The sequence below is a fragment of the Kluyvera sichuanensis genome, assembly GCF_014218705.1.
GTDB classification, from domain to species: Bacteria; Pseudomonadota; Gammaproteobacteria; order Enterobacterales; family Enterobacteriaceae; genus Kluyvera; species Kluyvera sichuanensis.
Window position 1 is genome coordinate 348,323 of the sequence record NZ_JABBJF010000001.1, and the last position, 22,315, is coordinate 370,637.

General features: G+C 52.2%; 16 protein-coding genes and 2 pseudogenes. 10 read left to right on the forward strand and 8 right to left on the reverse strand.

The genetic code is table 11. From position 1 onward, the window contains the following. Positions 1 to 14 precede the first annotated feature (14 nt). Both HII27_RS01685 and HII27_RS01690 read left to right on the forward strand, forming a co-directional pair. Positions 15 to 1,514 carry an aldehyde dehydrogenase family protein gene (locus HII27_RS01685; protein WP_185666235.1) on the forward strand — a complete coding sequence of 500 codons (1,500 nt, stop codon included), beginning with the start codon at positions 15 to 17 and terminating at the stop codon, positions 1,512 to 1,514. Between the two features lie 243 nt (positions 1,515 to 1,757). Continuing rightward, entirely contained in the window at positions 1,758 to 2,168 is a 411-nt protein-coding gene (locus tag HII27_RS01690) for an ASCH domain-containing protein (protein WP_185666236.1), read from the forward strand. A 208-nt stretch (positions 2,169 to 2,376) separates the two neighbouring features. On the opposite strand, the gene HII27_RS01695 is transcribed toward HII27_RS01690, so the two are convergent. Then, positions 2,377 to 2,694, reverse strand: coding sequence for a YebG family protein (locus HII27_RS01695; protein ID WP_185666237.1), 318 nt, complete (start codon positions 2,692 to 2,694; stop codon positions 2,377 to 2,379). A 210-nt stretch (positions 2,695 to 2,904) separates the two neighbouring features. Here HII27_RS01695 and HII27_RS01700 point away from each other — a divergent pair, with 210 nt between their 5' ends. From HII27_RS01700 to HII27_RS01730, 7 genes and pseudogenes are all read left to right on the forward strand, one after another. Continuing rightward, entirely contained in the window at positions 2,905 to 3,798 is an 894-nt protein-coding gene (locus tag HII27_RS01700) for a dihydrodipicolinate synthase family protein (RefSeq protein ID WP_185666238.1), read from the forward strand. 531 nt (positions 3,799 to 4,329) lie between these two features. Next, positions 4,330 to 5,235: an alpha/beta hydrolase gene (locus HII27_RS01705; RefSeq protein WP_396401247.1), complete on the forward strand. Its 906-nt coding sequence runs from the start codon at positions 4,330 to 4,332 to the stop codon at positions 5,233 to 5,235. 142 nt (positions 5,236 to 5,377) lie between these two features. After that, positions 5,378 to 5,941 (forward strand): TetR/AcrR family transcriptional regulator, encoded by a 564-nt coding sequence (locus HII27_RS01710; RefSeq protein ID WP_185666239.1) that lies wholly within the window; start codon positions 5,378 to 5,380, stop codon positions 5,939 to 5,941. 309 nt (positions 5,942 to 6,250) lie between these two features. Then, positions 6,251 to 7,462 carry an efflux RND transporter periplasmic adaptor subunit gene (locus tag HII27_RS01715; protein ID WP_185666240.1) on the forward strand — a complete coding sequence of 404 codons (1,212 nt, stop codon included), beginning with the start codon at positions 6,251 to 6,253 and terminating at the stop codon, positions 7,460 to 7,462. Positions 7,463 to 7,503: 41 nt separating this feature from the next. Continuing rightward, a complete protein-coding gene (locus HII27_RS01720) occupies positions 7,504 to 10,641 on the forward strand; it encodes an efflux RND transporter permease subunit (RefSeq protein WP_185666241.1) in 3,138 nt (1,045 codons plus the stop codon). After that, positions 10,641 to 12,092 (forward strand): efflux transporter outer membrane subunit, encoded by a 1,452-nt coding sequence (locus HII27_RS01725; RefSeq protein ID WP_185666242.1) that lies wholly within the window; start codon positions 10,641 to 10,643, stop codon positions 12,090 to 12,092. The genes HII27_RS01720 and HII27_RS01725 overlap by 1 nt, the downstream gene beginning before the upstream one ends. Positions 12,093 to 12,223: 131 nt before the next feature. Then, a pseudogene (locus HII27_RS01730) lies at positions 12,224 to 12,376 on the forward strand (class I SAM-dependent methyltransferase); the annotation flags it as partial. A 67-nt stretch (positions 12,377 to 12,443) separates the two neighbouring features. Here the strand turns inward: HII27_RS01730 and HII27_RS01735 are convergent. The 7 genes and pseudogenes from HII27_RS01735 to HII27_RS01765 all read right to left on the reverse strand — a co-directional run bounded on the left by HII27_RS01735 (position 12,444) and on the right by HII27_RS01765 (position 20,799). Next, complete coding sequence (locus HII27_RS01735) at positions 12,444 to 13,667, reverse strand: aldo/keto reductase (protein ID WP_185666243.1); 1,224 nt, start codon at positions 13,665 to 13,667, stop codon at positions 12,444 to 12,446. Positions 13,668 to 13,936: 269 nt separating this feature from the next. After that, positions 13,937 to 15,088 carry an MBL fold metallo-hydrolase gene (locus HII27_RS01740; protein ID WP_185666244.1) on the reverse strand — a complete coding sequence of 384 codons (1,152 nt, stop codon included), beginning with the start codon at positions 15,086 to 15,088 and terminating at the stop codon, positions 13,937 to 13,939. A gap of 223 nt (positions 15,089 to 15,311) precedes the next feature. Beyond that, a pseudogene (locus HII27_RS01745) lies at positions 15,312 to 16,292 on the reverse strand (aldo/keto reductase). Positions 16,293 to 16,787: 495 nt separating this feature from the next. Continuing rightward, on the reverse strand, positions 16,788 to 17,519 hold the full coding sequence (locus HII27_RS01750) for a class II aldolase and adducin N-terminal domain-containing protein (RefSeq protein WP_185666245.1): 732 nt from the start codon (positions 17,517 to 17,519) through the stop codon (positions 16,788 to 16,790). 5 nt (positions 17,520 to 17,524) lie between these two features. Next, complete coding sequence (locus HII27_RS01755; protein WP_185666246.1) at positions 17,525 to 18,355, reverse strand: ABC transporter substrate-binding protein; 831 nt, start codon at positions 18,353 to 18,355, stop codon at positions 17,525 to 17,527. Between the two features lie 24 nt (positions 18,356 to 18,379). Next, on the reverse strand, positions 18,380 to 19,252 hold the full coding sequence (locus tag HII27_RS01760; RefSeq protein WP_185666247.1) for a phytanoyl-CoA dioxygenase family protein: 873 nt from the start codon (positions 19,250 to 19,252) through the stop codon (positions 18,380 to 18,382). Positions 19,253 to 19,278: 26 nt separating this feature from the next. Next, positions 19,279 to 20,799, reverse strand: coding sequence for an amino acid ABC transporter permease/ATP-binding protein (locus HII27_RS01765; protein ID WP_185666248.1), 1,521 nt, complete (start codon positions 20,797 to 20,799; stop codon positions 19,279 to 19,281). Positions 20,800 to 21,285: 486 nt separating this feature from the next. On the opposite strand from HII27_RS01765, the gene HII27_RS01770 reads away from it, so the two are divergent. Then, positions 21,286 to 22,200 (forward strand): LysR substrate-binding domain-containing protein, encoded by a 915-nt coding sequence (locus HII27_RS01770; RefSeq protein WP_185666249.1) that lies wholly within the window; start codon positions 21,286 to 21,288, stop codon positions 22,198 to 22,200. The last annotated feature ends 115 nt before the right edge of the window (positions 22,201 to 22,315 follow it).

Genomic DNA, 22,315 nt, shown 5'->3' on the forward strand with positions numbered 1-22,315 from the left:
AATAAGGAGACGATATGTCCTCATCACAGGTAGCACTGCTCCCGAGCGTGCAGCAGTTTTTAGACCGTCAGCATGGCCTGTTTATTGATGGCGCGCAGCAGGCGGCGCAGAGTGAAAAACGTCTCACCGTCTGGGACCCGGCGACGGGCAAGGCGATTGCCTCTACCGCGGACGCCAACGCGGCTGACGTCGACCGTGCGGTGATGTCCGCATGGCGCGCGTTTGTCTCCCGCAGCTGGGCCGGGCGTACGCCTGCCGAGCGCGAACGTATTCTGCTGCGCTTTGCTGACCTCGTTGAGCAGAACGGCGAAGAACTGGCTCAGCTGGAAACGCTGGAGCAGGGTAAATCAATCAACATTTCCCGTGCCTTCGAAGTGGGCTGCACCCTGAACTGGATGCGCTATACCGCCGGGCTGACCACTAAAATCAGTGGCCGCACGCTGGATGTCTCCATTCCGTTCCCGCAGGGCGCGCGCTATCAGGCATGGACCAAAAAAGAGCCGGTCGGCGTTGTCGCGGGTATCGTACCGTGGAACTTCCCGCTGATGATCGGTATGTGGAAGGTGATGCCAGCGCTGGCGTCGGGCTGTTCTATCGTCATCAAACCGTCGGAAACCACGCCGCTGACGCTGCTGCGCGTGGCTGAATTAGCCATCGAAGCGGGCGTACCGGAAGGCGTATTCAACGTGGTGACCGGCAGCGGCGCCGAGTGCGGCGCGGCATTAACCTCACACCCACACGTGGCAAAAGTGAGCTTCACCGGCTCCACCGCGACCGGTAAACAGATCGCCCGCGTGGCCGCCGACAGACTTACCCGCGTGACGCTGGAGCTGGGCGGTAAAAACCCGGCTATCGTGCTGAAAGACGCCGACCCGGCCTGGGTTATCGAAGGGCTGATGACCGGCAGCTTCCTCAACCAGGGGCAAGTGTGCGCGGCCAGTTCACGTATCTATATTGAAGCGCCGCTGTTCGACACGCTGGTCAGCGGCTTCGAGCAGGCGGTGAAATCGCTGCAGGTAGGACCAGGGATGCTGGAGACCACCCAGATCAACCCGGTGGTTTCCCAGGCGCACTGCGCCAAAGTAGCCGCTTATCTGGATGACGCCCGTAAGCAGAACGCTGAGCTGATTACCGGCAACGTTGGCCCAGATGCGCAGGGCTTCTACATTCCGCCAACGCTGGTTATCAACCCGGACGCTAACCTGCGCTTAACCCGTGAAGAGGTGTTTGGCCCGGTGGTGAACCTGGTGCGCGTCGCCGACGGCGAAGAGGCGCTGCGCCTCGCCAACGACAGCGACTTCGGCCTGACCGCCAGTGTCTGGACTCGTGACCTGACGCAAGCGCTGAACTACACCGACCGCCTGCAGGCCGGTACGGTATGGGTCAACAGCCATACGCTGATTGATGCCAACCTGCCGTTCGGCGGCATGAAGCAGTCGGGCACCGGGCGTGATTTCGGGCCGGACTGGTTGAATGACTGGTGTGAAACGAAGTCAGTCTGCGTACGCTATTAATCTGCCCAACCGTTCCCTCTCCCCCGTGGGGAGAGGGATAGGGTGAGGGGGCAAGCACATAGACAAAAAACTGCACCGCCAATCAAAAACTATCTACCACAGCGCCAACCCCGGCGTCGCTACGCTCGGCCAGGCTACAAATACAGACGTTATCTTTCTTAAATCAGTAGCTATTATCCACACATGTTCGATAAATTGCTGCTGAGCAGTTTCTTAACCATTAACGACTGAGCAGGGCTTGTAATGGGCGCGATTGATCAATTGATGATGAGGTATCCGGGTGCCAACGCCTGGCAAATGGGAGATAGCCCGGAACTGGCCAACGAGCTTGCCGCGCTTATTAAACAAGGGCTGAAAACGGCCTCATGCGGCTCTTTATCTTCTTACCAGCAGGAAGTCTCAGCTCCCTTGATAGGGAGCTACAACATCATTCTTGATGGTCAGAATGTACCGGTATGCGTGACCCGGCTTATTTCAATGCGGCTAGTGCGCTTTTGCGATGTAACGGCCGAGTTTGCGCGAAAAGAAGGTGAAGGCGATCTGAGCCTTGAATACTGGCAAAGGGAACATCAGCGATTTTTTACCCGCGAAGGTTATTTTTCGCATGATATGGAGCTTATCGCTGAGGAGTTTGAGGTTGTTGAAGTTCTGTAACTGGTCGATATTTCCGAAATCGTAACCGGAGCATGATTCCAGTTAGAGCGTCTGCTATAGGCTGACAACGACGGAATTCCGCGCCGTTCAGGCATAAGCGAAGATCCCGTAGGCCTGATAAGCGAAGCGCCATCAGGCAATGTTTTTTCCATCGCGCCAACCCCGGCGTCGCTTCGCTCGGCCGGGCTACAATGCGGCATGCGGGTATTTAAGCGGCTTTAACCGCTTTGATTTTTTTACTGCCGGCGGTATCTGACTCGGGTTCATCTGTTTCAACAGGGGCACCGAGCTCAGGCAGTTTGCTGGTGCGCAAAATATGCTGCACCGCCACTTTCTGCTCGGCGAGATACATCCCAAGATCCTCCGCCTGTGTTTCATCCATTGACGTTCCGCTTTGCAGCAGCAAGTCAGTGAACGCTTCTGCCATGTCGAGAAGTTTGTCGTAAGCGTCAGCCTCTTTCTTACTGGCAAATGTCATTTTCTCTTCACCTTTTCTTACGACAACAAATTTTATTTCAACGGCCATTATTTGCCCCTTGCACTGTGATTATATCCAGTGTATCAGTTCTGTGTTTGTGTTGCAGGGAAAATGTGCATCTCATACCCTTAAATATCCTCGTACCGACAAAAATGAAGGCGGTAAGAGGCGAAAAACCATTAAAACTATTCATTTGTTAATCCCGGTATCGCACTCTAGTCTGAGCAGACACTCATTTTTTCCGCCGAGAAAACCAACATGTTCAAGGGGCTGTGCGCATTTCCTCTGACACCTCTCACCGAGGGTGAGATTGAAGAAAAATCCTTTATTTCATTAATTGAAAATCTGGTTGCTGCTGGTGTGGACGCTATTGGTGCTCTGGGTTCTACCGGAAGCTATGCCTACCTTACCCGTGAGCAACGATATCAGGCCACTAAACTAGCCGTCAGCACTGCCGCAAATATTCCGGTGATCACGAGCATTGGGCATGTCCGTTTTGAAGAGGTTGTACGCTTAGCGGAAGACGCGCAGAAAGCAGGGGTCAGCGGTGTATTACTCGCGCCGTTGTCTTATCAACCGCTCAGCACCGATGAAGTCTTTCGCTTTTATGAACGGATTTCCGCTGAGTTATCGGTTCCCCTCTGTATCTATGACAACCCGGCGACGACCAAATTTGAATTTACTGATGAGCTGCTAATAGCCCTGTCAGCACTGAACCAGGTTGGATCAATAAAACTCAGCGAGATCCCTGATAACCGGGAACTGGCGTTACAACGTATCGACAATCTAAAGACACGAGTAGCTAAAGGCGTCACGATTGGCATCAGTGGCGACGCCCAATCCGCTAATGGGCTAATGTGGGGTTGTGATGTCTGGTATTCCGTCATAGGGGGCATGTTCCCACATTATTCGCTGGCTCTGACGCAGGCCGCGTTATCCCAGGATGAGCGCAAAACGCACAAGCTCAACAGTGACCTTAATCCTCTGTGGGCATTTTATCACCGCCACGGAAGTTTATGCGTTATTGCCACCGTTGCTGAAATCATGGGAGTGGTTGCATCTCCCTGCCTGCCATTTCCGCTTCAAACGCTAACCGGTGAGGAAAGGGCATCGTTGGTGCAGACGCTGAAACAATTAGACTTCCTGTTATAAACCGTTCTTTACAGGGGACGGTTGTTGGTTTTTTCTATGGCAACGTCTCCTCCTTATGCTACCAAAAGCGCGATAGTTGGATACTGAACTAGTCTGTAGGTCTGCTATGAGCGAGGAGCGGACGTCCGCAGTTGATCTCGTAGCCAAATAGCCGCATTACTAACATTGCGGCATGTTAATCAATGGGGAGCATGTCATCCCGCGTGTATCGCCTGAGGAAAAGTTAGGTGAGATCCCATGTTTACGTTCAATCTAAAATTTGCAATTACTATTCAATAAGATAAGTAAATCTGCATCTTTTCACTTGTTTAATTACATTCCCCACACCTATAATGAGTAAGTACTTACGCATTATAGGGTTTGTGATTGTACAGTGTTGGCATCAAGATGCCTTCCCTGCGGTCTGGCCCTGACGAACCAGAGGCAGGAGAAGGCATGAGAATTAAACGTAGTTTCAGTGCATTGTGTGCAGCCGCAATGATGACCATGATGTCAATGGGGACGGCCAACAGCGCCGCATCAGAGGTAGCTGTGCAAAATGTGAGTTTTACGAACCATCTGGGCATACGTCTGGCCGGTAATATCCGCTATCCGGACGGGTTTGATAAGACCCACAAATATCCGGCAATTATAACCGTTCCGCCTGCAGGTGGGGCTAAAGAACAAACCGCTGGCCTCTATGCGCAAAAAATGGCGGAAGCGGGTTATATCACCGTTACGATGGATGCGTCCTACCAGGGTGAAAGTGGTGGGGAACCACGCTACCAGGAAAATCCGATTGCGCGAGTTGAGGATGTCCGTGCTGCCGTTGATTACCTGGTAAGCCTGCCTTATGTCGATACGGATAACATCGGCGTACTGGGCATTTGTGCTGGCGGTGGGTACGCAGTAAGTGCAGCAATGTCTGAGCGTCGTATTAAAGCTGTTGGGGTGGTTGTGCCAGTGAACGCGGGTCGTGAAATGCGTGCCGGCGGCGCGGAAGCCACTATCGCGTCTTTGCAGGAGGTAGCGAAACAACGTACAGCTGAAGCACAGGGTGAAGAACCCATGATCATTCCATTCATTCCTGATGAGTACAAAACCTCCGATGATATCGATCTACGTGAAGCATGGCAGTACTACCGTACCGAACGGGGCTCGGTTCCTAACTGGCAAAACAAAATGCGATTCACAGGGATGGATGCGGTCATTGTCTTTGATGCCTTTTACTTATCAGACACGTTACTGACGCAACCCCTGCAGATCGTCACTGGCAGCAAGCTGGGCGCGTTCGGTTCTAAAAAAGACGGACATGACCTGTACCAGCGCGCAGCGTCAAAACATAAAGACCTGTTGGTACTGGACGGAGCATCCCACTTTGACCTGTACGATAAGCCTGAATATGTAAACCAGGCAGTCAGTAAGCTGACGACGTTCTATAAGACATACCTTAAATAAAACCGGTTAACGGGTGCCTGTAAAGAACAGGCACTTGCTGCCAGGAAAGAGGTTGCAACAAACGGGCGCTGCTTTATAATGAGTGATTACTTTTTTATTTTATCCGAATCCACTGGGTTCCTTATTTACAGGTTTACGTGAGATGGCAAGACCTCGTAGTGAAGAAAAAGCACAGGCAATTCTTGAAGCAGCAAGCATATGTTTTGCTGAACGCGGAATGAGTGCATCGACCGCAATGATTGCAAAACATGCGGGATTGTCTGAAGGGACTTTGTTTCGTTATTTTCCAAGCAAAGATGAATTAATAAACGAACTCTACATGTATCTGAAAAAAGACTTGTGTGCATATCTTTCTGACGGCTTTTCGCCGACAGCCTCACTGGAGGCGCGGGCCCGCTTTTTATGGTTCAGCTATATTTCATGGGGAATCAAAAATCCAGCGGCAAATATTACCCTCAGTCACCTTGATATTGGTGACCTCATTAATCCCGAACTAAAGCAGAAAGCCGCTCAGTATTTCCCGGATATGGGCGTGGATGAGGCCTTCGTGCAGAGCCCGGTATTTTCCGGTATCAGCCGGGACTTCGCCGACTCGGTTTTTCAGTCACTCGCTGACTCGACCGTTAAGTTTGCCACAAAAGATCCCGGGAACGCCGAATCCTACAAAGAGGCTGGTTTTGCTGTGTTCTGGAAAATGATTAAATAACAATGCATTGCCCCGCACAGTGTTTAATTACGCGGGGCATTTTCAGTGCCGATATTTACGGCCTTTATCTGATTATTTGAACTCGACATAACAGTTGATTGCAGCGTATTTTTATTCTTGCTAATTACCTGGCAGGGTGAGTGCTGGGTGTTCGGCAGGTGAAAAATGCCTTAATAAAAATACCAATGAGCGAGTTGGTTAGCCATTTTAATTTTTTATATCTACATCTGATATCAGACGTGGTGTGTATTTGTGCGCGTATATATCTCATGGTTTTTTATTCATCAGGACTTTACAGGACCAGGTACAATGAACATTTTCAGCACAAAATTTACTGAGTTAAAATTAGTAACTTTCACTTTTCCCCGAAAGAAAATAGCCCTCGTGCTGTTCCCGTTGTTAATTGCCGGTTGTGATGGCGCGACACCGGAGACCCAGGAAGCACCACCGGTCAGTGTTGAATCAGTCACCGTTAAAGAACAACCCTTTAAGCTTCAGACCACGTTACCTGGTCGCATAGAGCCCTTGCGAGTGGCTGAAGTCAGGGCGAGGGTAGCCGGCATTGTGCTGAGTCGCGATTTCCAGGAAGGGACGATGGTGAAAGCCGGACAAATTCTCTATCAAATCGATCCCGCATCATTCCAGATGGCATTATCACGGGCACAGGGTGATCTGGCGAGGGCTGATGCTGCCGTCAGTGATGCCGAAGCGGTGCTGCGTCGCTACAAACCTCTGGTGAAAATAGATGCGGTGAGCCGTCAGGATTTTGATAACGCCCAGACCACCCTTAAATCTGCTCAGGCTACAAGGCAGTCTGCACTTGCAGATGTTCAGACCGCAAAGTTGAACCTTGATTACGCCACTGTACGCGCGCCGATTTCCGGTCGCATTGGCCGTGCACTGGTGACTGAAGGCGCACTGGTCGGTCAGAATGAAGCCACGCCACTGGCGACAATCCAGCAAATTGACTCAGTTTATGCCGATTTCCAGCAGCCTGTTGCCGAAGCACTGCGTCTGCGTTCTGAGTACGAAAAATTAGAGCCTGCTCATCCTTCCGGCAACGGCCAGAAAATTTCCCTTATCACCGATGGCTCAGATGAGACACATGAAGGCCGTTTGCTTTTTAGCGAAATCACGGTGAGTCGTGAAACCGGGCAGTTCCTGATGCGTGGCGAATTTCCAAACAAAAACGGCGCGTTATTACCAGGCATGTATGTGCGGATTCATCTGACCCAGGCTGTAGACCCAGACGCCATTCTGATACCCCAGCGTGCAGTTCATCGCAACAGTGAGGGCATCGCTCAGGTGTTTATCATTGGCGACGATAATGTTGTACAGGAGCGGGAAATCAGAACAGGGGTGATGCAGGACTCCCGCTGGCAGATTATTCATGGATTAAAGGAAGGCGACCGCGTTGTCACCGGAGGAACGGTGAGTCCTGGTCTTAAGGTCACGGAATCAAAGAGTAACGGGGTTTCCGGGAATGAAGAAAGTATACCTCTGAACACAGCCCTGAACTGATGGTTGTTTACCTGAATTCATTCCTGTAAGGAAAACGTATCATGCCGAAGTTTTTTATCGACCGTCCCAACTTTGCCTGGGTGATCGCCATCTTTATCACACTGGCTGGGTTACTGGCCATCCGCTTGTTGCCTGTATCTCAGTTCCCTGTGGTGGCACCACCACAAATAATGATCTCCGCAACCTATCCTGGTGCCTCAGCGACGATGGTCGTGGATTCCGTCACCAGTGTTATCGAAGAGGAATTAAATGGCGCTAGAGGGCTTCTGTACTTTGATTCCAGCGCGAGTTCAGCCGGCACTGCCGAAATTACGGTGACGTTTGAGCCGGGTACCGATCCGGACCTGGCCCAGGTTGACGTACAAAACAGACTGCAGAATGCGCAGTCACGCCTCCCTTCATCTGTCGTCCAGCAGGGTATACACGTCGAACAGGCCAACTCAGGGTTCCTGTTACTCTACACGCTTGGCTATAAAGAGGGGGGCGATCAGAATATGGTCGCGCTGGCTGATTATGCCGTGCGAAACGTCAACAATGAGATCAGCCGTATTCCCGGAGTGGGCCGTGTTCAGTTCTTTGGTGCAGAAGCGGCCATGCGTATCTGGGTTGATCCGCAAAAACTGGTGGGCTACGGGCTCTCTGTTGCTGACGTGAACAGTGCTATTGCCGCACAGAACGTTCAGGTCCCTGCCGGCAGTTTTGGCAGTCGTCCGGGAACTGCAGAGCAGGAGTTGACCGCTACTATTGCGGTAAAAGGCATGCTGGAAACACCGGAGGAATTTGGCCGTATTGTCCTCAGATCCAATGAAAATGGGGCAAAAGTGACACTGGCTGATGTCGCCCGGATAGAAATTGGAAGACAGGATTACAATTTTGACACAGTAATTGATGGCAAAACCGCTGTCGGGGCTGCAGTACAGCTTGCACCCGGCGCGAATGCAATCCAGACCGCAAGAGCGGTAAAAGCACGTCTTCAGGAGCTCTCTCCAGGCTTCCCGTCAGGTGTCGATTTTGCAGTGCCGTATGACACGTCAACGTTTGTTGGGGTGGCCATTGAAAAGGTTATTCATACGCTGATCGAAGCGATTGTACTGGTCTTCGTGGTCATGTTCCTTTTTCTGCAGAACATCCGTTATACGCTTATACCCACCATTGTTGTGCCTGTCTGTCTTGCGGGTACCCTGACACTGATGTACGCGCTTGGCTTCTCCGTCAACATGATGACCATGTTCGGGATGGTGCTGGCGATAGGCATCCTGGTCGATGACGCAATCGTCGTGGTGGAAAACGTTGAGCGCATCATGGCGGAGGAAGGGCTGCCTCCGAGACTGGCCACCATTAAGGCCATGCAACAGGTATCTGGTGCGATTGTTGGTATTACCATCGCGCTGGCATCGGTGTTTTTGCCGCTCGCTTTCATGAGTGGTTCTGTTGGCGTGATTTACCAGCAGTTTTCACTGACACTGGTCGTTTCCATTCTTTTCTCTGGCTTCCTGGCACTGACGCTGACGCCGGCACTTTGCGCCACCATTCTGAAAGCCATACCGCAGGGACATCATGAAGAAAAGAAAGGTTTCTTTGGCTGGTTTAACCGTAAATTCGCCACACTAACCGACCGATTTACCTGGCTCAATGGTTATCTGGTTCGCCGAAGTGGGCGCTTTATGCTCATTTATGCGGCGATTGTTGCCGCGCTGGCCATTAGCTACACAAGGTTGCCGGAATCATTCGTTCCCGTTGAAGACCAGGGCTTTTATCTCGTAAACCTGCAACTCCCTGCCGGGGCAACTTATGCGCGAACCGAAAAAGCCACGGAAGAACTGAACAAGTACGTTCTGGAAAGAGAGGCGACGGCGAATACTGCGTTCCTGCTCGGCTACAGCTTCTTCGGGAACGGCGAGAATGCTGCGATGGGATTCGTGACGCTGAATGACTGGTCAACACGTTCGACTACCGCATCAGAAGAGGCAGCGGCCTTCAATGCCCGATTCGCTCAGTTGAGTGACGGACAAAGCATGGCAATTGATCCCCCTCCAGTTGAAGGGCTGGGTAATGCGGGTGGATTTGCACTTCGCTTACAGGATCGTGGCGGGATTGGGCATAAGGCACTGCTTGCGGCCAGAGATAAGCTGCTGGCCGCAGCAAACCAGTCACCTGTGATTGCCTATGCCATGATGGAAGGCCTTGAAGACGCACCTGAACTGAATCTGCATATCGACCGTGAGAAAGCGGAAGCGCTGGGCGTGAGTTTCTCATCCATTAATGCTGCAATATCCAGCGCGTTTGGTTCAGCGTCTGTTGCTGATTTTTCGAATGCCGGAAGACAGCAGCGCGTTGTGGTGCAGGCTGACAAGCAGGATCGCATGACGCCGGACACGCTTCTCAAACTGTATGCCCCCAACAGAAACGGTGAACAGGTGCCACTAAGTTCCTTTGTCTCGATGGCCTGGGAAAATGCTCCGGTCCAGCTCGCCAGATACAACGGCTATCCATCGATCCGTATTTCCGGTGATGCCGCCCCCGGACACAGCAGCGGTGAGGCAATGGCTGAAATGGAACGCATTGTGAAAACTTTACCTGTGGGTGTGGGCTACGAATGGACCGGCCTGTCACTTCAGGAGAAGCTTGCCGGTGCACAGGCTCCAATGTTGATCGCGTTATCCTTCACTGTGGTCTTCCTGTTGCTGGTCGCGTTATACGAGAGCTGGGCAATTCCTGCTGCGGTTATGCTGATTGTTCCTATCGGCGCGCTGGGGGCGGTTCTGGCTGTCACCGCGCTGGGCATGCCAAATGATGTGTATTTCAAGGTTGGTCTGATTACCATCATTGGCCTGTCCGCCAAAAATGCCATTCTGATTGTTGAATTTGCCAAAAGTCTTCATGAGAAGGGGGCAAGTGTGCGGGGTGCCGCAATGGAAGCCGTCAGGCTGCGTTTCCGTCCCATTATCATGACGTCACTGGCATTTATTCTCGGCGTGGTTCCTCTTGCAGTGGCAACTGGGGCAGGCGCAGCCAGCCAGCACGCCATCGGTATTGGTGTTATTGGGGGAATGATATCGGCCACCTTGCTGGGAGTCATTTTCGTCCCCGTATTTTTTGTCTGGGTACTGAGCCATTTCTCCCGTAAAAAACAGAATGTCCCTGTGACGCCTCAGGCCTGCCACGGAGATAGCCACTGATGAATAGTAACGTAATGCTGAACAAACTGACGGCCGCGATGATCACCGCCCTGCTTGCAGGGTGTTCTCTGGCCCCAGAATATAAGCGGCCCGATGCGCCTGTAGCAAAAAGCTGGTCTCAGGGAGTGGAAACACATTCATTAGCGGATTTACCCGCCTCCACAATGAACTGGCAAACGCTGGTTCAGGACCCGGGACTTCATTCATTGATCGTCCTGTCACTGCAGGAGAACCGTAACTTAAGGCAAACGCTTCTGAATGCCGACGCCGTGCGTGCTCAGTATCAGATACAGCGTGCCGACCGGTTTCCTGACCTTCAAATCCAGGGCAGTGAAACACGCCAGCGCCCCCCTGCGGATCTGAATACCTCAGGTCAGTCAGGTATCCAGAGCACATTCCAGGCTGGCGTGGGACTCACCAGCTTTGAACTGGACCTGTTTGGACGTGTTCACAATCTTTCCACTTCAGCGTTTGAAGAGTACCTAGCCACCGAATATGGCGCCAGAAATGCGGAAGTCACTCTGGTGTCCCAGATTATTCAGGCGTACCTGATCCGGGATGGGGCAATCAAACGACGGCAACTAGCAGAGCAGACACTAAAAAACAGGGAACTAAGCCTGTCGCTGATATCGGCCAGACTGCGTGCCGGAACCGTGTCTGAGCAGGATTATCAGGATGCACTGGGTCTGGCTGAGCAGGCTAAGGCGGTCCTGGCGGGAGCCGAACGTGAGTCTGTTCAGGCAACAAATGCACTGGTGTTACTGTCCGGAACCTCTGATATAGACAGATTCCTTAACGGCAACGCCAGCGATCGTCCGGTGATTGTACAGAATATTGCGCCGGGAATGCCTTCTGATCTGTTAACGGGCCGGCCGGATATCATTGCAGCAGAACACCGGCTTATCGCCAGGAATGCCGATATCGGTGCAGCCAGAGCGGCCTTTTTCCCAAGAATTTCGCTGACGGGAACGGCAGGGGTCTCCAGCACAGAACTCAACAACTTGTTTGGCGCAGGACAAGGAATGTGGACATTTATCCCTCAGATCAGCCTGCCACTGTTCAGTGGCGGTCGTAACAAGGCGAATCTTGATTTGGCCACGGTGCGCAAGGATGCAGCTGTTGCTGCCTACGAACAGACAATCCAGACGGCATTCAGGGAAGTCTCTGACGCACTGACGGCGAAGGATACCCTGTACAAGGAAGAAGTCGCGCGCAGGGCGCTGGTCGAGAGTGATAATAAAGCACTGACCATCGCCCGGGCACGTTACACTGCTGGCGTGGATGATTATCTGCGCTATTTACAGTCAGAACGGAATACGTTCGCAAATGAACTGGAACTAATCAGTACAGCGACAGAACGACAGCGCGCCATTGTTGATCTGTTTACAGCAGTTGGCGGTGGTTGGCAGGAGACACCATCACGCACGGATGCCGTTACGACCAACCGATAACGGGATGCGCTGAGTTTCAGTCAAAGGAAAGGGAGTTTGACCCGATGCCAGTCACTTAAAGTGGCTGGCATTATTTTTATACGCGACTCTCTGCCATTGCCAGCGGTAATTGTGTGGTTTCCGTGCTGGATAAATTGTTGACCATGCGGCGCTAACTGGAATCCAATCCTGACGACGATTTCCCAGCAGAAGTGAGAACTGAGCTGAAGATTTCGCCGAAACGGCATGTGACATATGCACGGAAATACTTTGGCAGGAGCGTGTTCGCACTCATCGCCAGATAACACTACGTCCCCGCTGTCTCCTTTCGGAGAGCGGGGACGCAGCATTTTCCATTTTGGTTGCGTTGTCTTAGCCCCGGGGAGGTGTATCAGCACCAACGCTTTGCTCTTCTTCTTTCGGGAGACGGCCTCCTGCAATCCTGATACTGGCGACATCGCGATTGATTTCACGCAATTCGTCTGGCGTAAACGTGATTGATGACGCCTGAATATTCTGTTTCATGTGTGCAACCTTTGTTGTGCCAGGGATGGGGACAATCCAGGGTTTCTGTGCCAGCAGCCAGGCAAGTGCAATCTGCGAGGGCAGAACCTCTTTGCGGTGTGCCCATTTTGTGACGACCGCGTACAATGCCATGTTAGTTTTGAGATTTTCAGGTGCAAAGCGGGGAACGAGAGCACGGAAGTCAAACTGTTCATCACTGGCTTGCAGATCAAACGTGGCTCCACTGCCAAATTTAGAATCGGCGCTGATTTTACCGGATAAAAAACCCATCCCGAGAGGGCTCCAGCACACGAAGCTAATCCCTAGCTCTTCGCATAGCGGCAGCACCTCAGCCTCGGGTCCGCGCCACAGCATCGAATATTCGTTTTGAATTGCAGCAAGCGGCAACGCGGCATGCGCTCTACGGATGGTCTGAATCCCCGGTTCGGACAGTCCCCAGTTGAGAACCTTGCCTTCGTCCATCAGGTCCTTAACGACGCCGGCGACGTCTTCGATCGGAACCGTAGGATCAACGCGGTGCTGGTAGAGCAGGTCTATGCGATCCGTTCGTAAGCGCTTCAGGGAACCTTCTACGGCGCGGCGTACATGTTCTGGCCGGCTGTTCATTCCGCGAGCCCCCATTTTTCCGGTATCAGGGTCGATGTCGCCGCCGAATTTCGTCTCAATGGCTATCTTGTTTCTAACACCCTGAAGCGCTTCCCCAACGATCTCTTCGGAAACAAACGGACCATACATTTCGGCTGTATCGAAAAGTGTCACGCCATTATCCACCGCGCTGCGAATGAGGTTAATGGCTTCAGTTCGGGTAATCCTGCTTGCATAAAAATCGGTTACAACACCTTGCTTCGAGGTCGGGAGCCACTGGCATCCGAGTCCCACCGGTGAAACTTCCAGGTTCCCAAGCTTTCGCCGTAAAGTGGAGGACGCGGAAGATTGCACATTGCTTGTTAGTGTAGCGGCTGCCGAAAAGGCGGGCAGAAGACTCATTCCGCCCAGCACAGCTCCTGCTTTGAGAAGGTCACGACGGCTAATTTTTGAACCGCCTGGTTGATGGTTATTATTTTCTTTCATGAGAGCTCCGGTTGAGTTTTCCGAGACATTCATAACGCATTGTCGTGTACGTCCCCCAACAATGAGAATGCACTTACTCATTGCAGGGGCCGTTTTCATTCAACACAACTTAATTGGTCGCTATGTTGATCCCTGTTCTGCTGGAAAGTATGGCGTCGATAGTGAAGGTATTAACCTTTCCACGAGTGATAATGGAAAGGTCAGGCATTAAAAAATCAGAGAGTGGCTTAACTGACTGGCACTAGCCTTTTGCCTGTTATTTATCTCGTTTACTTGCCTTGTGAATTCATTTTCCACCATTGCTTTTCAACAGATGGCTTAAGAAACTCAACGCCTTCACCTATTTCCGGTGTAGATAGCGAAATACCCTGTTGGTGTGCGAGCGTCACAATGTTGTTAAACGGGGCATCCCAGGTATGGAAAGCCAGGTCAAAGGTGGCATTGTGGATCGGGAATAGCCATTTTCCCTTCAAATCCTGGAAAGCCTTAATCGTATCTTCCGGGAGCATATGAATGTCTCGCCAGCCCTCATCGTAAGCGCCGGTTTCAAGGAATGTCATATCGAAAGGTCCGTAAGCCTCACCGATTTTACTGAAACCATCGAAGTAGCCTGAATCCCCGCCGAAAAAGAGCCGGAAATTGTCAGAGACGATGGTCCAGGAAGTCCATAACCGTTTGTTGCTGTCAAACAGTCCACGTCCGGAGAAATGCTGGGCCGGCGTTGATACGAATTGAATCCCGTCGAGGGTGTAGCCCTGCCACCAGTCCAGCTGGATGATTTTCTCCGGTGGTATACCCCATGAACGCAACAGATCACCAACGCCAAGGGGAGCCAGGAAATACCGAGTCTTGTCTTTCAGTTGCATGATGGAGTTATAGTCGAGGTGATCATAATGGTCGTGAGAAATCAGTACCCCTTCAATCTCCGGTAATTGCTCAATAGTTATTGGTGTGTCCTGAAAGCGTTTTGGCCCGAGCCACTGTACCGGCGAGGCTCTTTTACTGAATACAGGGTCGGTCAGCCAGTACTTATCTTTCATTTTCAGGATCAAAGATGAATGACCAAGTCTGAAGACCGAATTATCCGGACTCCGGAGCAGTTGTTCTGTTGAAAGTGTCATGACCGGAAGAGATTTTTCAGGCTCTGTATGAGGCGGCTTATTGAACGTGAAATTCCACAGTACCCTGATATCTTCGGCCGTACTTACGACCTGTCTGGGATTTACATTTTTAAAGCCACCGTCATGAAATTGTGGCGAACCTTCATAGTTCGGAGTTTTTTCAGCACAATAGTTACTTAATAACGCCACAGTTATTGCTCCTGCGATTGTTGCTAATTTCTTCTTTGTAAATCTGAACGAGAATTTTTTGGATGGAGTGACCGACTTATTCTCGATCGACTCAGTACTGTCATTTTTCATTGTGTTTCTGCCTGTCAGAAGACAAAGACGCCCTGCAAAGAGCCTGACGCCAGTGTAAAAATAACTGCGGTTTACTTTATAAAGGCGAAAAGAGACGGACTGTTTTATTTACTCTCTCAGTGTTTGTCCGCCATCGACCGCCCATACCTCCAGGCCGGTGACCCGTAATGTTCTGAACAGGATCATTTCAGGCAGGCTCGCTGGGGCCTATCACGGTTAGGAATCAGAAATAGGTGGGTAAACGCGGAGTATAAGCCGCTTCCAGTCTGCACATTTCTTCCTGGGTCAGTTGAACATCCACTGCCGCGACGGCGTCTTCCAGATGTCTGGATTTTGTTGCACCAATAATAGGTGCAGTAACGCCCGGTCTGTTTAGCAGCCATGCCATCGCGATGGTTGCCATTGAAACACCACGTTCTGATGCGATTGCTTCAACCGCATCGACAGTGTCCTTATCACTGTCCAGGAATAATGGGCGGCCATTCTGATCTGTTCTCGGGTTTTCCTGCGAACGGGTTGAGCTGCTCGCGCCCCATGGACGTGCGACGAGACCTGCAGCCAGAGGACTCCAGGGGAGGGATGCAATTCCCTGATCGTTCAGCAGTCCAAACATTTCGCGTTCTTCTTCACGCTGTACCAGGTTGTACTGATGTTGCATGGAAACAAATTTGGTTCAGTTATGACTTTCGGCAATATGCTGCATTTTGGCGAACTGCCACGCCCACATTGAGCTGGCGCCGAGATAACGTGCTTTACCGGCTTTCACCACATCATGCAGGGCTTCCATTGTTTCCTCGATGGGCGTCATTGGGTCGAAGCGGTGGATCTGATACAGGTCAATGTAGTCAGTACCCAGGCGTTTCAGTGAGGCATCGACCTGCTCCAGAATCGCTTTACGTGAAAGACCGCCGCCGCCAGGACCGGCATGCATCGGGAAATACACTTTGGTGGCCAGCACAATATCATCGCGGCGGGCATATTTTTTGATGGCACGGCCAATGATTTCTTCGGAAGAACCATACCCGTAGACGTTTGCGGTATCCCAGAAGTTAATCCCCAGGTCCAGGGCCTGCTTGATGAGTGGTACTGACTGTTCCTCTTCCAGGGTCCAGGTCCCCTGAAGTGCCGGAGTGCCAAAGCTCATGCAGCCCAGCGCAAGGCGGCTAACCTGAAGACCGGTATTTCCAAGTTTGATTTGTTTCATAATGACTCCAGTGGGTTATGCTGTTTCCTGTAGTTTTTGTAACTACTGCTCAACGCTGTTACATCACAAATTCAGGATTACAATAAAAGCGTAAGTACTCACTCATTATAAGGCTGAATCAACAAATGGCAATGGAATTTTAAGAAATCCGCAGGAAAAGAAATCCTAGAAATTTATCTGAATTTTTAAATCAGTTTAAATTCAACAGATAACTTGCTTTTTTATCGCCAGATCGCGTCCAGTTGAACGAGCCAACGGTTGACTCGACTGTGCGACAGCGATTGTAAAGGACTGCGATATCCTGCTTGATACTGCGTTTTCAACGCTTGCGACAATCAGCGGTTGCTTACTCCCTCTTTTAGAAGAACAGTTGCATCAAATGAATTTGACCAGAGTAAGCAACTTCCGCTTTTGGCACAAAGCAGCCTAACAAACTTACTCTAGATTTCTCTCTACAAAAAGAACTCGGCCCAGGCTCCCCCAGGCCGCACCCCCTCATTCCAGCACCGTCCGATCCCCCTCAATTACCATCTCCTTCAACTCCTCAAAATGCCGTCTCGAAAAGTCCGCAATCTTCTCCCAATCCTGCGCCGTTTTCTCAGCGACCTCGTCGGACAGCACCTTCAGCGGTTGCCCGGTTGACCACGCGGTGATCAGAATCTGGCAGGCGCGCTCCATCGTCCAGATATCATCAAACGCCTCGCCAATATTCGGTGCCGTGACCAGCACGCCGTGGTTGCCCATCAGCAGGCGGCGTTTATCCGCCAGCAGCCCCGCTAGTCGCGCGCCTTCTGCGGTGGTGTCCGCCATGCCGCCGTACAGCGTGTCGACGGCGACGCGGTTGAAATAGCGGGCAGTGTTCTGGTCAACGGGTAGGATCTGCGGCGTTGCCAGGCAGGCGAGGCTGGTGGTGTAGACCGGGTGCAGATGAAGCACCACTCGTACGTCCGGCAGGCGCTGGTGGATCTGCCCGTGGATCGCCCACGCGGTGGCGTCAACGTCCGGGCGCGCCGCACAGCTTTCATCATCGGCGTTCAGCAGCAGCAGGTCGCTGGCGCGAATGCGCGAGAAGTGTTTCCACTTTGGGTTCAGCAGAAACGTTTTTCCGTCGGGAGAGAGCGCCGCGCTGAAATGGTTAGCGACCGCCTCATGCATCCCAAGCCTGGCGATGATGCGAAAGGTCACTGCGAGATCGATACGGGTTTGCTCTTCGTGCGAGTAGCGCATGGACATTACTCCGCTTTTGGCATCAGGGTTTGCAGATCCTCGGCGCTCGGTGCCTGGAAATTGTATTTCTTCAGCAGCGCGGCGTATTCCGGCGTGGCGCTGAATTTCTTCAGGCCTTCCTCAAGCGCGGTTTTCACCTCGGTATTGCCTTTTTTCACGCCATAGCCGTTCAGCACCGGGTAGATAAGCGTCTCGGAGGAGATGACCACGCGATCGCCAAGCTTCTCAACCACCCCGCGGGCAACCGCCGCATCGGTTATCTGCGCTTCTACCGCACGGGAAAGCATCGCCTGAGTGGTTTGTGGGTCAGTGGTGTATTCGCTCAGTTGAATCGGCTTCAGACCTTTTTTCACGCAGTAATCGACGGAGAGCTTCTGCAACTGTGCCAGCCAGGAGGTTGCGCCCATCGAGCCAATTTTATGACCGCAGAACTCCTCCGGGGTTTTTGGCTGATAGTCGCTGCCTTTCAGCGACAGGATCGCTTCGCCGCTTTTCAGGTACGGCACCATGTCGATAACCTTCAGACGCTCGGCGGTGATGTACATCGATGAGTTGGTGATATCGAAGCGGCCGCCCTGCAAGCCAGGGATCAGATTCGGGAAGCGGGTATCGATGTTGACCGCTTCACGGCCCATGGTTTTTGCCAGGCCAGCGAGAAACTCGATGTCGAACCCGGCTGGTTTGTTGTTCTCCATATACTCATACGGGAAAAAGGTCATGTCTGAGCCGGCGGTGAGCTTGCCGTCGTGCTGGAAAGCCAGCGCGCTAAAGGATGTCAGCGCGCCAGCGGCGCAAAGGAGCAGGGCAACAGGGCGCAGTGCGGTAGAACGTGTCATAAAACCTCCAGGAAAATGAGCAAATTACATGCTGGCGCTGTCGGCACCGGCCTGTTGAACGAAGAAGGATGCGCCGCGCGGTTTCTGCGGCAGACGAAGCTGGTTTACGGTGCTGCGCACCAGGCCGCTCTCGGTTCCTGCGACCAGTTGCCCGGCGTGGGCGCTCGGCAGCGGGTTTTCACCAAACGGTAGCGCGTCTTCGGCGGCATAAACGCTGATGAACAACGTACGCGGAAGCGCGGTCTCGTTAGGGCTAGAGGCGTGCAGCAGGCGCGTGTGCATAAAGCAAACGGAGCCTGAAGGGCCAAAACAGGCCTGCGGTTGCTGGCAGTGAGTGTCGACCACGTCGCTATCCACCGAACCGGTAAAGCGCTCATCCTGCCAGTGCGACCACAGCGGCCCTTTATGGCTAGCGGGCACTACGTTCAGCGGACCGTTCTCTGGCGTCACGTCGCTCACCATCAGCAGCGCAGTAATGATGTCGTCGTTGCTGTGCGGGGTGAACAGAAAATCCTGATGCCATTTCACCTGGGTGGCGGTGTGCGGCAGCTTGGAGTTGATTTTGCTGTGATGAAAACGGGCGCCGCTGCCGCCGATAAGCTGGGCGGCGATGGTCGCCATCCGCGAGTTCAGCGCCGCGTGGTGATAAGCGGCGGAGATCTCGGTCGGCGAGGTCACGCGGCGCAGCGAAGGGTGCTCCGGTGAATGATCCTGTTCGAGGTCAAAGCGCGGGCGACCGTCCTGCGTCTCGCCCCACACCGCATCGTGGGTGCGGCTCTCTTCAACCCAGCCGTCAAAATCGGTCTGCAAGGCGGCGATTTCATCGCTGGAAAGCACCCCTTCGACAACCAGATAACCCTGCTGATGAAACTGCTCGATTTGCCATTGCGCGATCATAGTGGTTCCTCTTCAAGTACGAATGATTAAGCCAAAGAGACATCTTTCAGGAAGGCGTCGACGCGCGGATGCTGCCCGCTGCGCATGGCCTGCGGCGTGTCGTCGCAGACCACCCGGCCTTTTTCCATAAACACAATTCGGTCAGAGACTTTGAAGGCGAAGTTCATCTCGTGGGTGACGATGACCATGGTGATGCCTTCATGAGCCAGGGATTCAATTACCTGCAGCACTTCGTTGACTTTTTCCGGGTCGAGCGCCGAGGTCGGTTCATCAAATAGCATGATCTGCGGGCGCATCATCAGCGCACGGGCAATCGCCACGCGCTGCTGCTGGCCGCCGGAAAGCTGATGCGGATACTTCCACGCGTGCTCCAGCATGCCGACCTTATGCAGCAGTTCGCAGGCGTGCTGGCGCAGTTCGCCGTCACTCGCCAGGCGGTGGTAGCGCGGGGCCAGCAGCAGGTTGCCGAGCACGGTGAGATGCGGGAACAGGTTGAAGCTCTGGAATACCATGCCGATATTCAGGCGATGCTTAGCGTCTTCCATAAAGCGCGGCTTCTGCTGGCCCTGACGCTCAAGGTGAATAAACGGCTGGCCGTTGATGCTGATTTCGCCGTTATCAATCTGCTCCAGGCCGTTCAGCAGGCGGATAAGCGTGGTTTTCCCCGAGCCGGATGGACCAATGACCGAGACCACTTCACCTGGCTGGATCTTGAGGCTCACCGCGCCAAGCACTTCGACATTGTTATAGGCTTTGTGCAGCTTCGAGGCCTGTAGCGCAGGTTCTTCAGCGGTCGCAACGCTTCGCGCCATTGCCGGGCGGTGCGCTGTGGCCAGCTTCTGCATTTCAGCGTCAACCTGGCGGGTGGTTTTGCGTTGGGTGACATCGAGATATTTCTCCAGCCACTTGAGCAGGAAATCAAACACGGTGACGATCAGGATGTAGTAGAAGGCAACCGCCGCCATCGTCTCCATCACGAGGAAGTTCTGCGAATAGAGGCGCTGACCGACCATCAGAATTTCAGTAAGCGAGATAACCGACACCAGCGAACTCAGCTTCACAATGGCGATGTATTCGTTGGCAAGCGCAGGCAGGGCAACGCGCAGGGCCTGGGGAATAATGACGCGCCACTGAATACCGGCGTAACGTAAGCCCAGCGCCCGCGCGGCTTCGCTTTGCCCACGGGGAATGGAGAGCAGCCCACCGCGGTGAATTTCCGCAATATAGGCGGCCTCGCTTAATACCATCGCGATTAGCCCGGCCCAGAACGGATCGTTAAGCAGTGGCGCGACCGACGGCAGCGCCTGCGGCATGTTGTAGACAAAAATCAGCAGCACCAGCAGCGGCATACTGCGAAAGAGCCAGATATAAAGCCGGGCAGGTGCGCTTAGCCAGGCTCGCGGCGATTGTTTAGCCAGCGCCAGAATAAACCCCAGCACAATACTGCAGCCCCAGGTCAGCAGACTTAATTTAATGACGGTCCAGGTGGCCTGCCAAAAATCGACATCGCTAAGCAGGCTTAACATGTAGTTCCAGTTAAACGTCATAGGCTATTTACTCGCCATAATTAACAGAAATGGAAGCGACGTAATGGTGCATTAATCCGGCGTCGCCGATATTCATCGTGCAATAACACTATGCTGGCAGGAGGTTGAACGAGGCAATTAGTAAATTTTTGGTCTTTAAGTTTAAAAAAACTATGCAGCGATATTAACGCTATGGAATGTAAAGTGATTATCCCGATACTGAACTGAAACAATTAAAAAACAATTATTGAAAATGAATAACGCTATTTAAGGCGGGGAAGGTTATTTGCACGTTATCGGGGCAGGCATTGCGTGATAATAGTGCAGCATGGTTCGCTGTGGTGCAATAAGTCATTTGTGATGTTAAAAAAATAACCACAGATAAATATCAGAACTCCGTATCAGGGATAAATACCCCTTTTTGGTTAAGTGGCATGCCGATTGCAAAGTCATAGCAGGAAACTATTCCCGACAGACGATGAACAATATTTTATCAATGGTGACGCGATGAACCGATTTACACTCAAACAACTGAAGTATTTTGTGACGGTGGTGGAGACGGAAAGTATCGCCGAAGCCTCTCGTCAACTGCATATTGCACAGCCGTCAATTTCGATTGCGATAAAAAACCTGGAAAGCACCTTCGACCAACAGTTGTTTATTCGCCACCATGCGCAAGGGGTGTCGCTCACCTCCAGCGGCCGCCGTATCTACGATAAAGCCAAAGACCTGCTGCGCCTGTCGTGGGAGTTTGAGCAGAATTCCCGGGCCGATAAAGAGCTGGTTTCCGGCATGATATCAGTGGGTTGTTTTGAGTCTGTAGCCCCGCTATATATGCCAAAACTGGTGGCTGGATTCAAAAAACTGTACCCGGAAATAACCCTGCATTTATACGACGGCGAGCAGCATGAATTAATGCACGGCCTGCATCGTGGGCGTTTTGATTTAGCGCTGGTTTACGATCTCGAATTGGGGCATTCGATTAACAAAGAGCGCCTGAACGCGCCGCATAAACCCTATGCGCTATTGCCGGCCTCGCATCCGTTAGCGCAAAAATCGGCGGTGACGTTACAGGAATTAAGTCGTGAGCCAATGATCCTGCTGGATGCTGTCCCGAGTAAAAACTATTTTATCTCGATATTTAAAGAAAAAGGCTATCACCCGGAAGTGGCCTACAGTTCGCCGTCTATTGAAATGGTGCGCTGTATGGTAGGGCAAGGATTAGGCTTTTCGGTATTGGTGACGCGCCCGTATTGCGATATGACCTACGACGGTGAAAGGGTAGTGCAGCGAGATATTGTCGATGAGATGCCCGCCTCAACATTAATTATGGCGCATCTGGCGAATAATGAACCTACGCGACCCACGCAGCTGTTTATGGATTACTGCCGCAGCATTGAATTAACTCCTTCTCGTGCTTGAAATAATGCCTGCATAACCTGCAGGCTTATTTTTTAGTTTTTTCCTTAGCCTCATAAAATTCTATTCAGACGATCGTTTTATAATATTTTACGATTTCCTCACAGTTACATAACCT

Bases quoted from the DNA above. Each gene is read 5' to 3' on its own strand.
- HII27_RS01685 (WP_185666235.1), top strand. From the start codon at position 15: ATGTCCTCATCACAGGTAGCACTGCTCCCGAGCGTGCAGCAGTTTTTA.
- HII27_RS01690 (WP_185666236.1), top strand. From the start codon at position 1,758: ATGGGCGCGATTGATCAATTGATGATGAGGTATCCGGGTGCCAACGCC.
- HII27_RS01695 (WP_185666237.1), bottom strand. From the start codon at position 2,694: ATGGCCGTTGAAATAAAATTTGTTGTCGTAAGAAAAGGTGAAGAGAAA.
- HII27_RS01700 (WP_185666238.1), top strand. From the start codon at position 2,905: ATGTTCAAGGGGCTGTGCGCATTTCCTCTGACACCTCTCACCGAGGGT.
- HII27_RS01710 (WP_185666239.1), top strand. From the start codon at position 5,378: ATGGCAAGACCTCGTAGTGAAGAAAAAGCACAGGCAATTCTTGAAGCA.
- HII27_RS01715 (WP_185666240.1), top strand. From the start codon at position 6,251: ATGAACATTTTCAGCACAAAATTTACTGAGTTAAAATTAGTAACTTTC.
- HII27_RS01720 (WP_185666241.1), top strand. From the start codon at position 7,504: ATGCCGAAGTTTTTTATCGACCGTCCCAACTTTGCCTGGGTGATCGCC.
- HII27_RS01725 (WP_185666242.1), top strand. From the start codon at position 10,641: ATGAATAGTAACGTAATGCTGAACAAACTGACGGCCGCGATGATCACC.
- HII27_RS01735 (WP_185666243.1), bottom strand. From the start codon at position 13,667: ATGAAAGAAAATAATAACCATCAACCAGGCGGTTCAAAAATTAGCCGT.
- HII27_RS01740 (WP_185666244.1), bottom strand. From the start codon at position 15,088: ATGAAAAATGACAGTACTGAGTCGATCGAGAATAAGTCGGTCACTCCA.
- HII27_RS01750 (WP_185666245.1), bottom strand. From the start codon at position 17,519: ATGCGCTACTCGCACGAAGAGCAAACCCGTATCGATCTCGCAGTGACC.
- HII27_RS01755 (WP_185666246.1), bottom strand. From the start codon at position 18,355: ATGACACGTTCTACCGCACTGCGCCCTGTTGCCCTGCTCCTTTGCGCC.
- HII27_RS01760 (WP_185666247.1), bottom strand. From the start codon at position 19,252: ATGATCGCGCAATGGCAAATCGAGCAGTTTCATCAGCAGGGTTATCTG.
- HII27_RS01765 (WP_185666248.1), bottom strand. From the start codon at position 20,799: ATGACGTTTAACTGGAACTACATGTTAAGCCTGCTTAGCGATGTCGAT.
- HII27_RS01770 (WP_185666249.1), top strand. From the start codon at position 21,286: ATGAACCGATTTACACTCAAACAACTGAAGTATTTTGTGACGGTGGTG.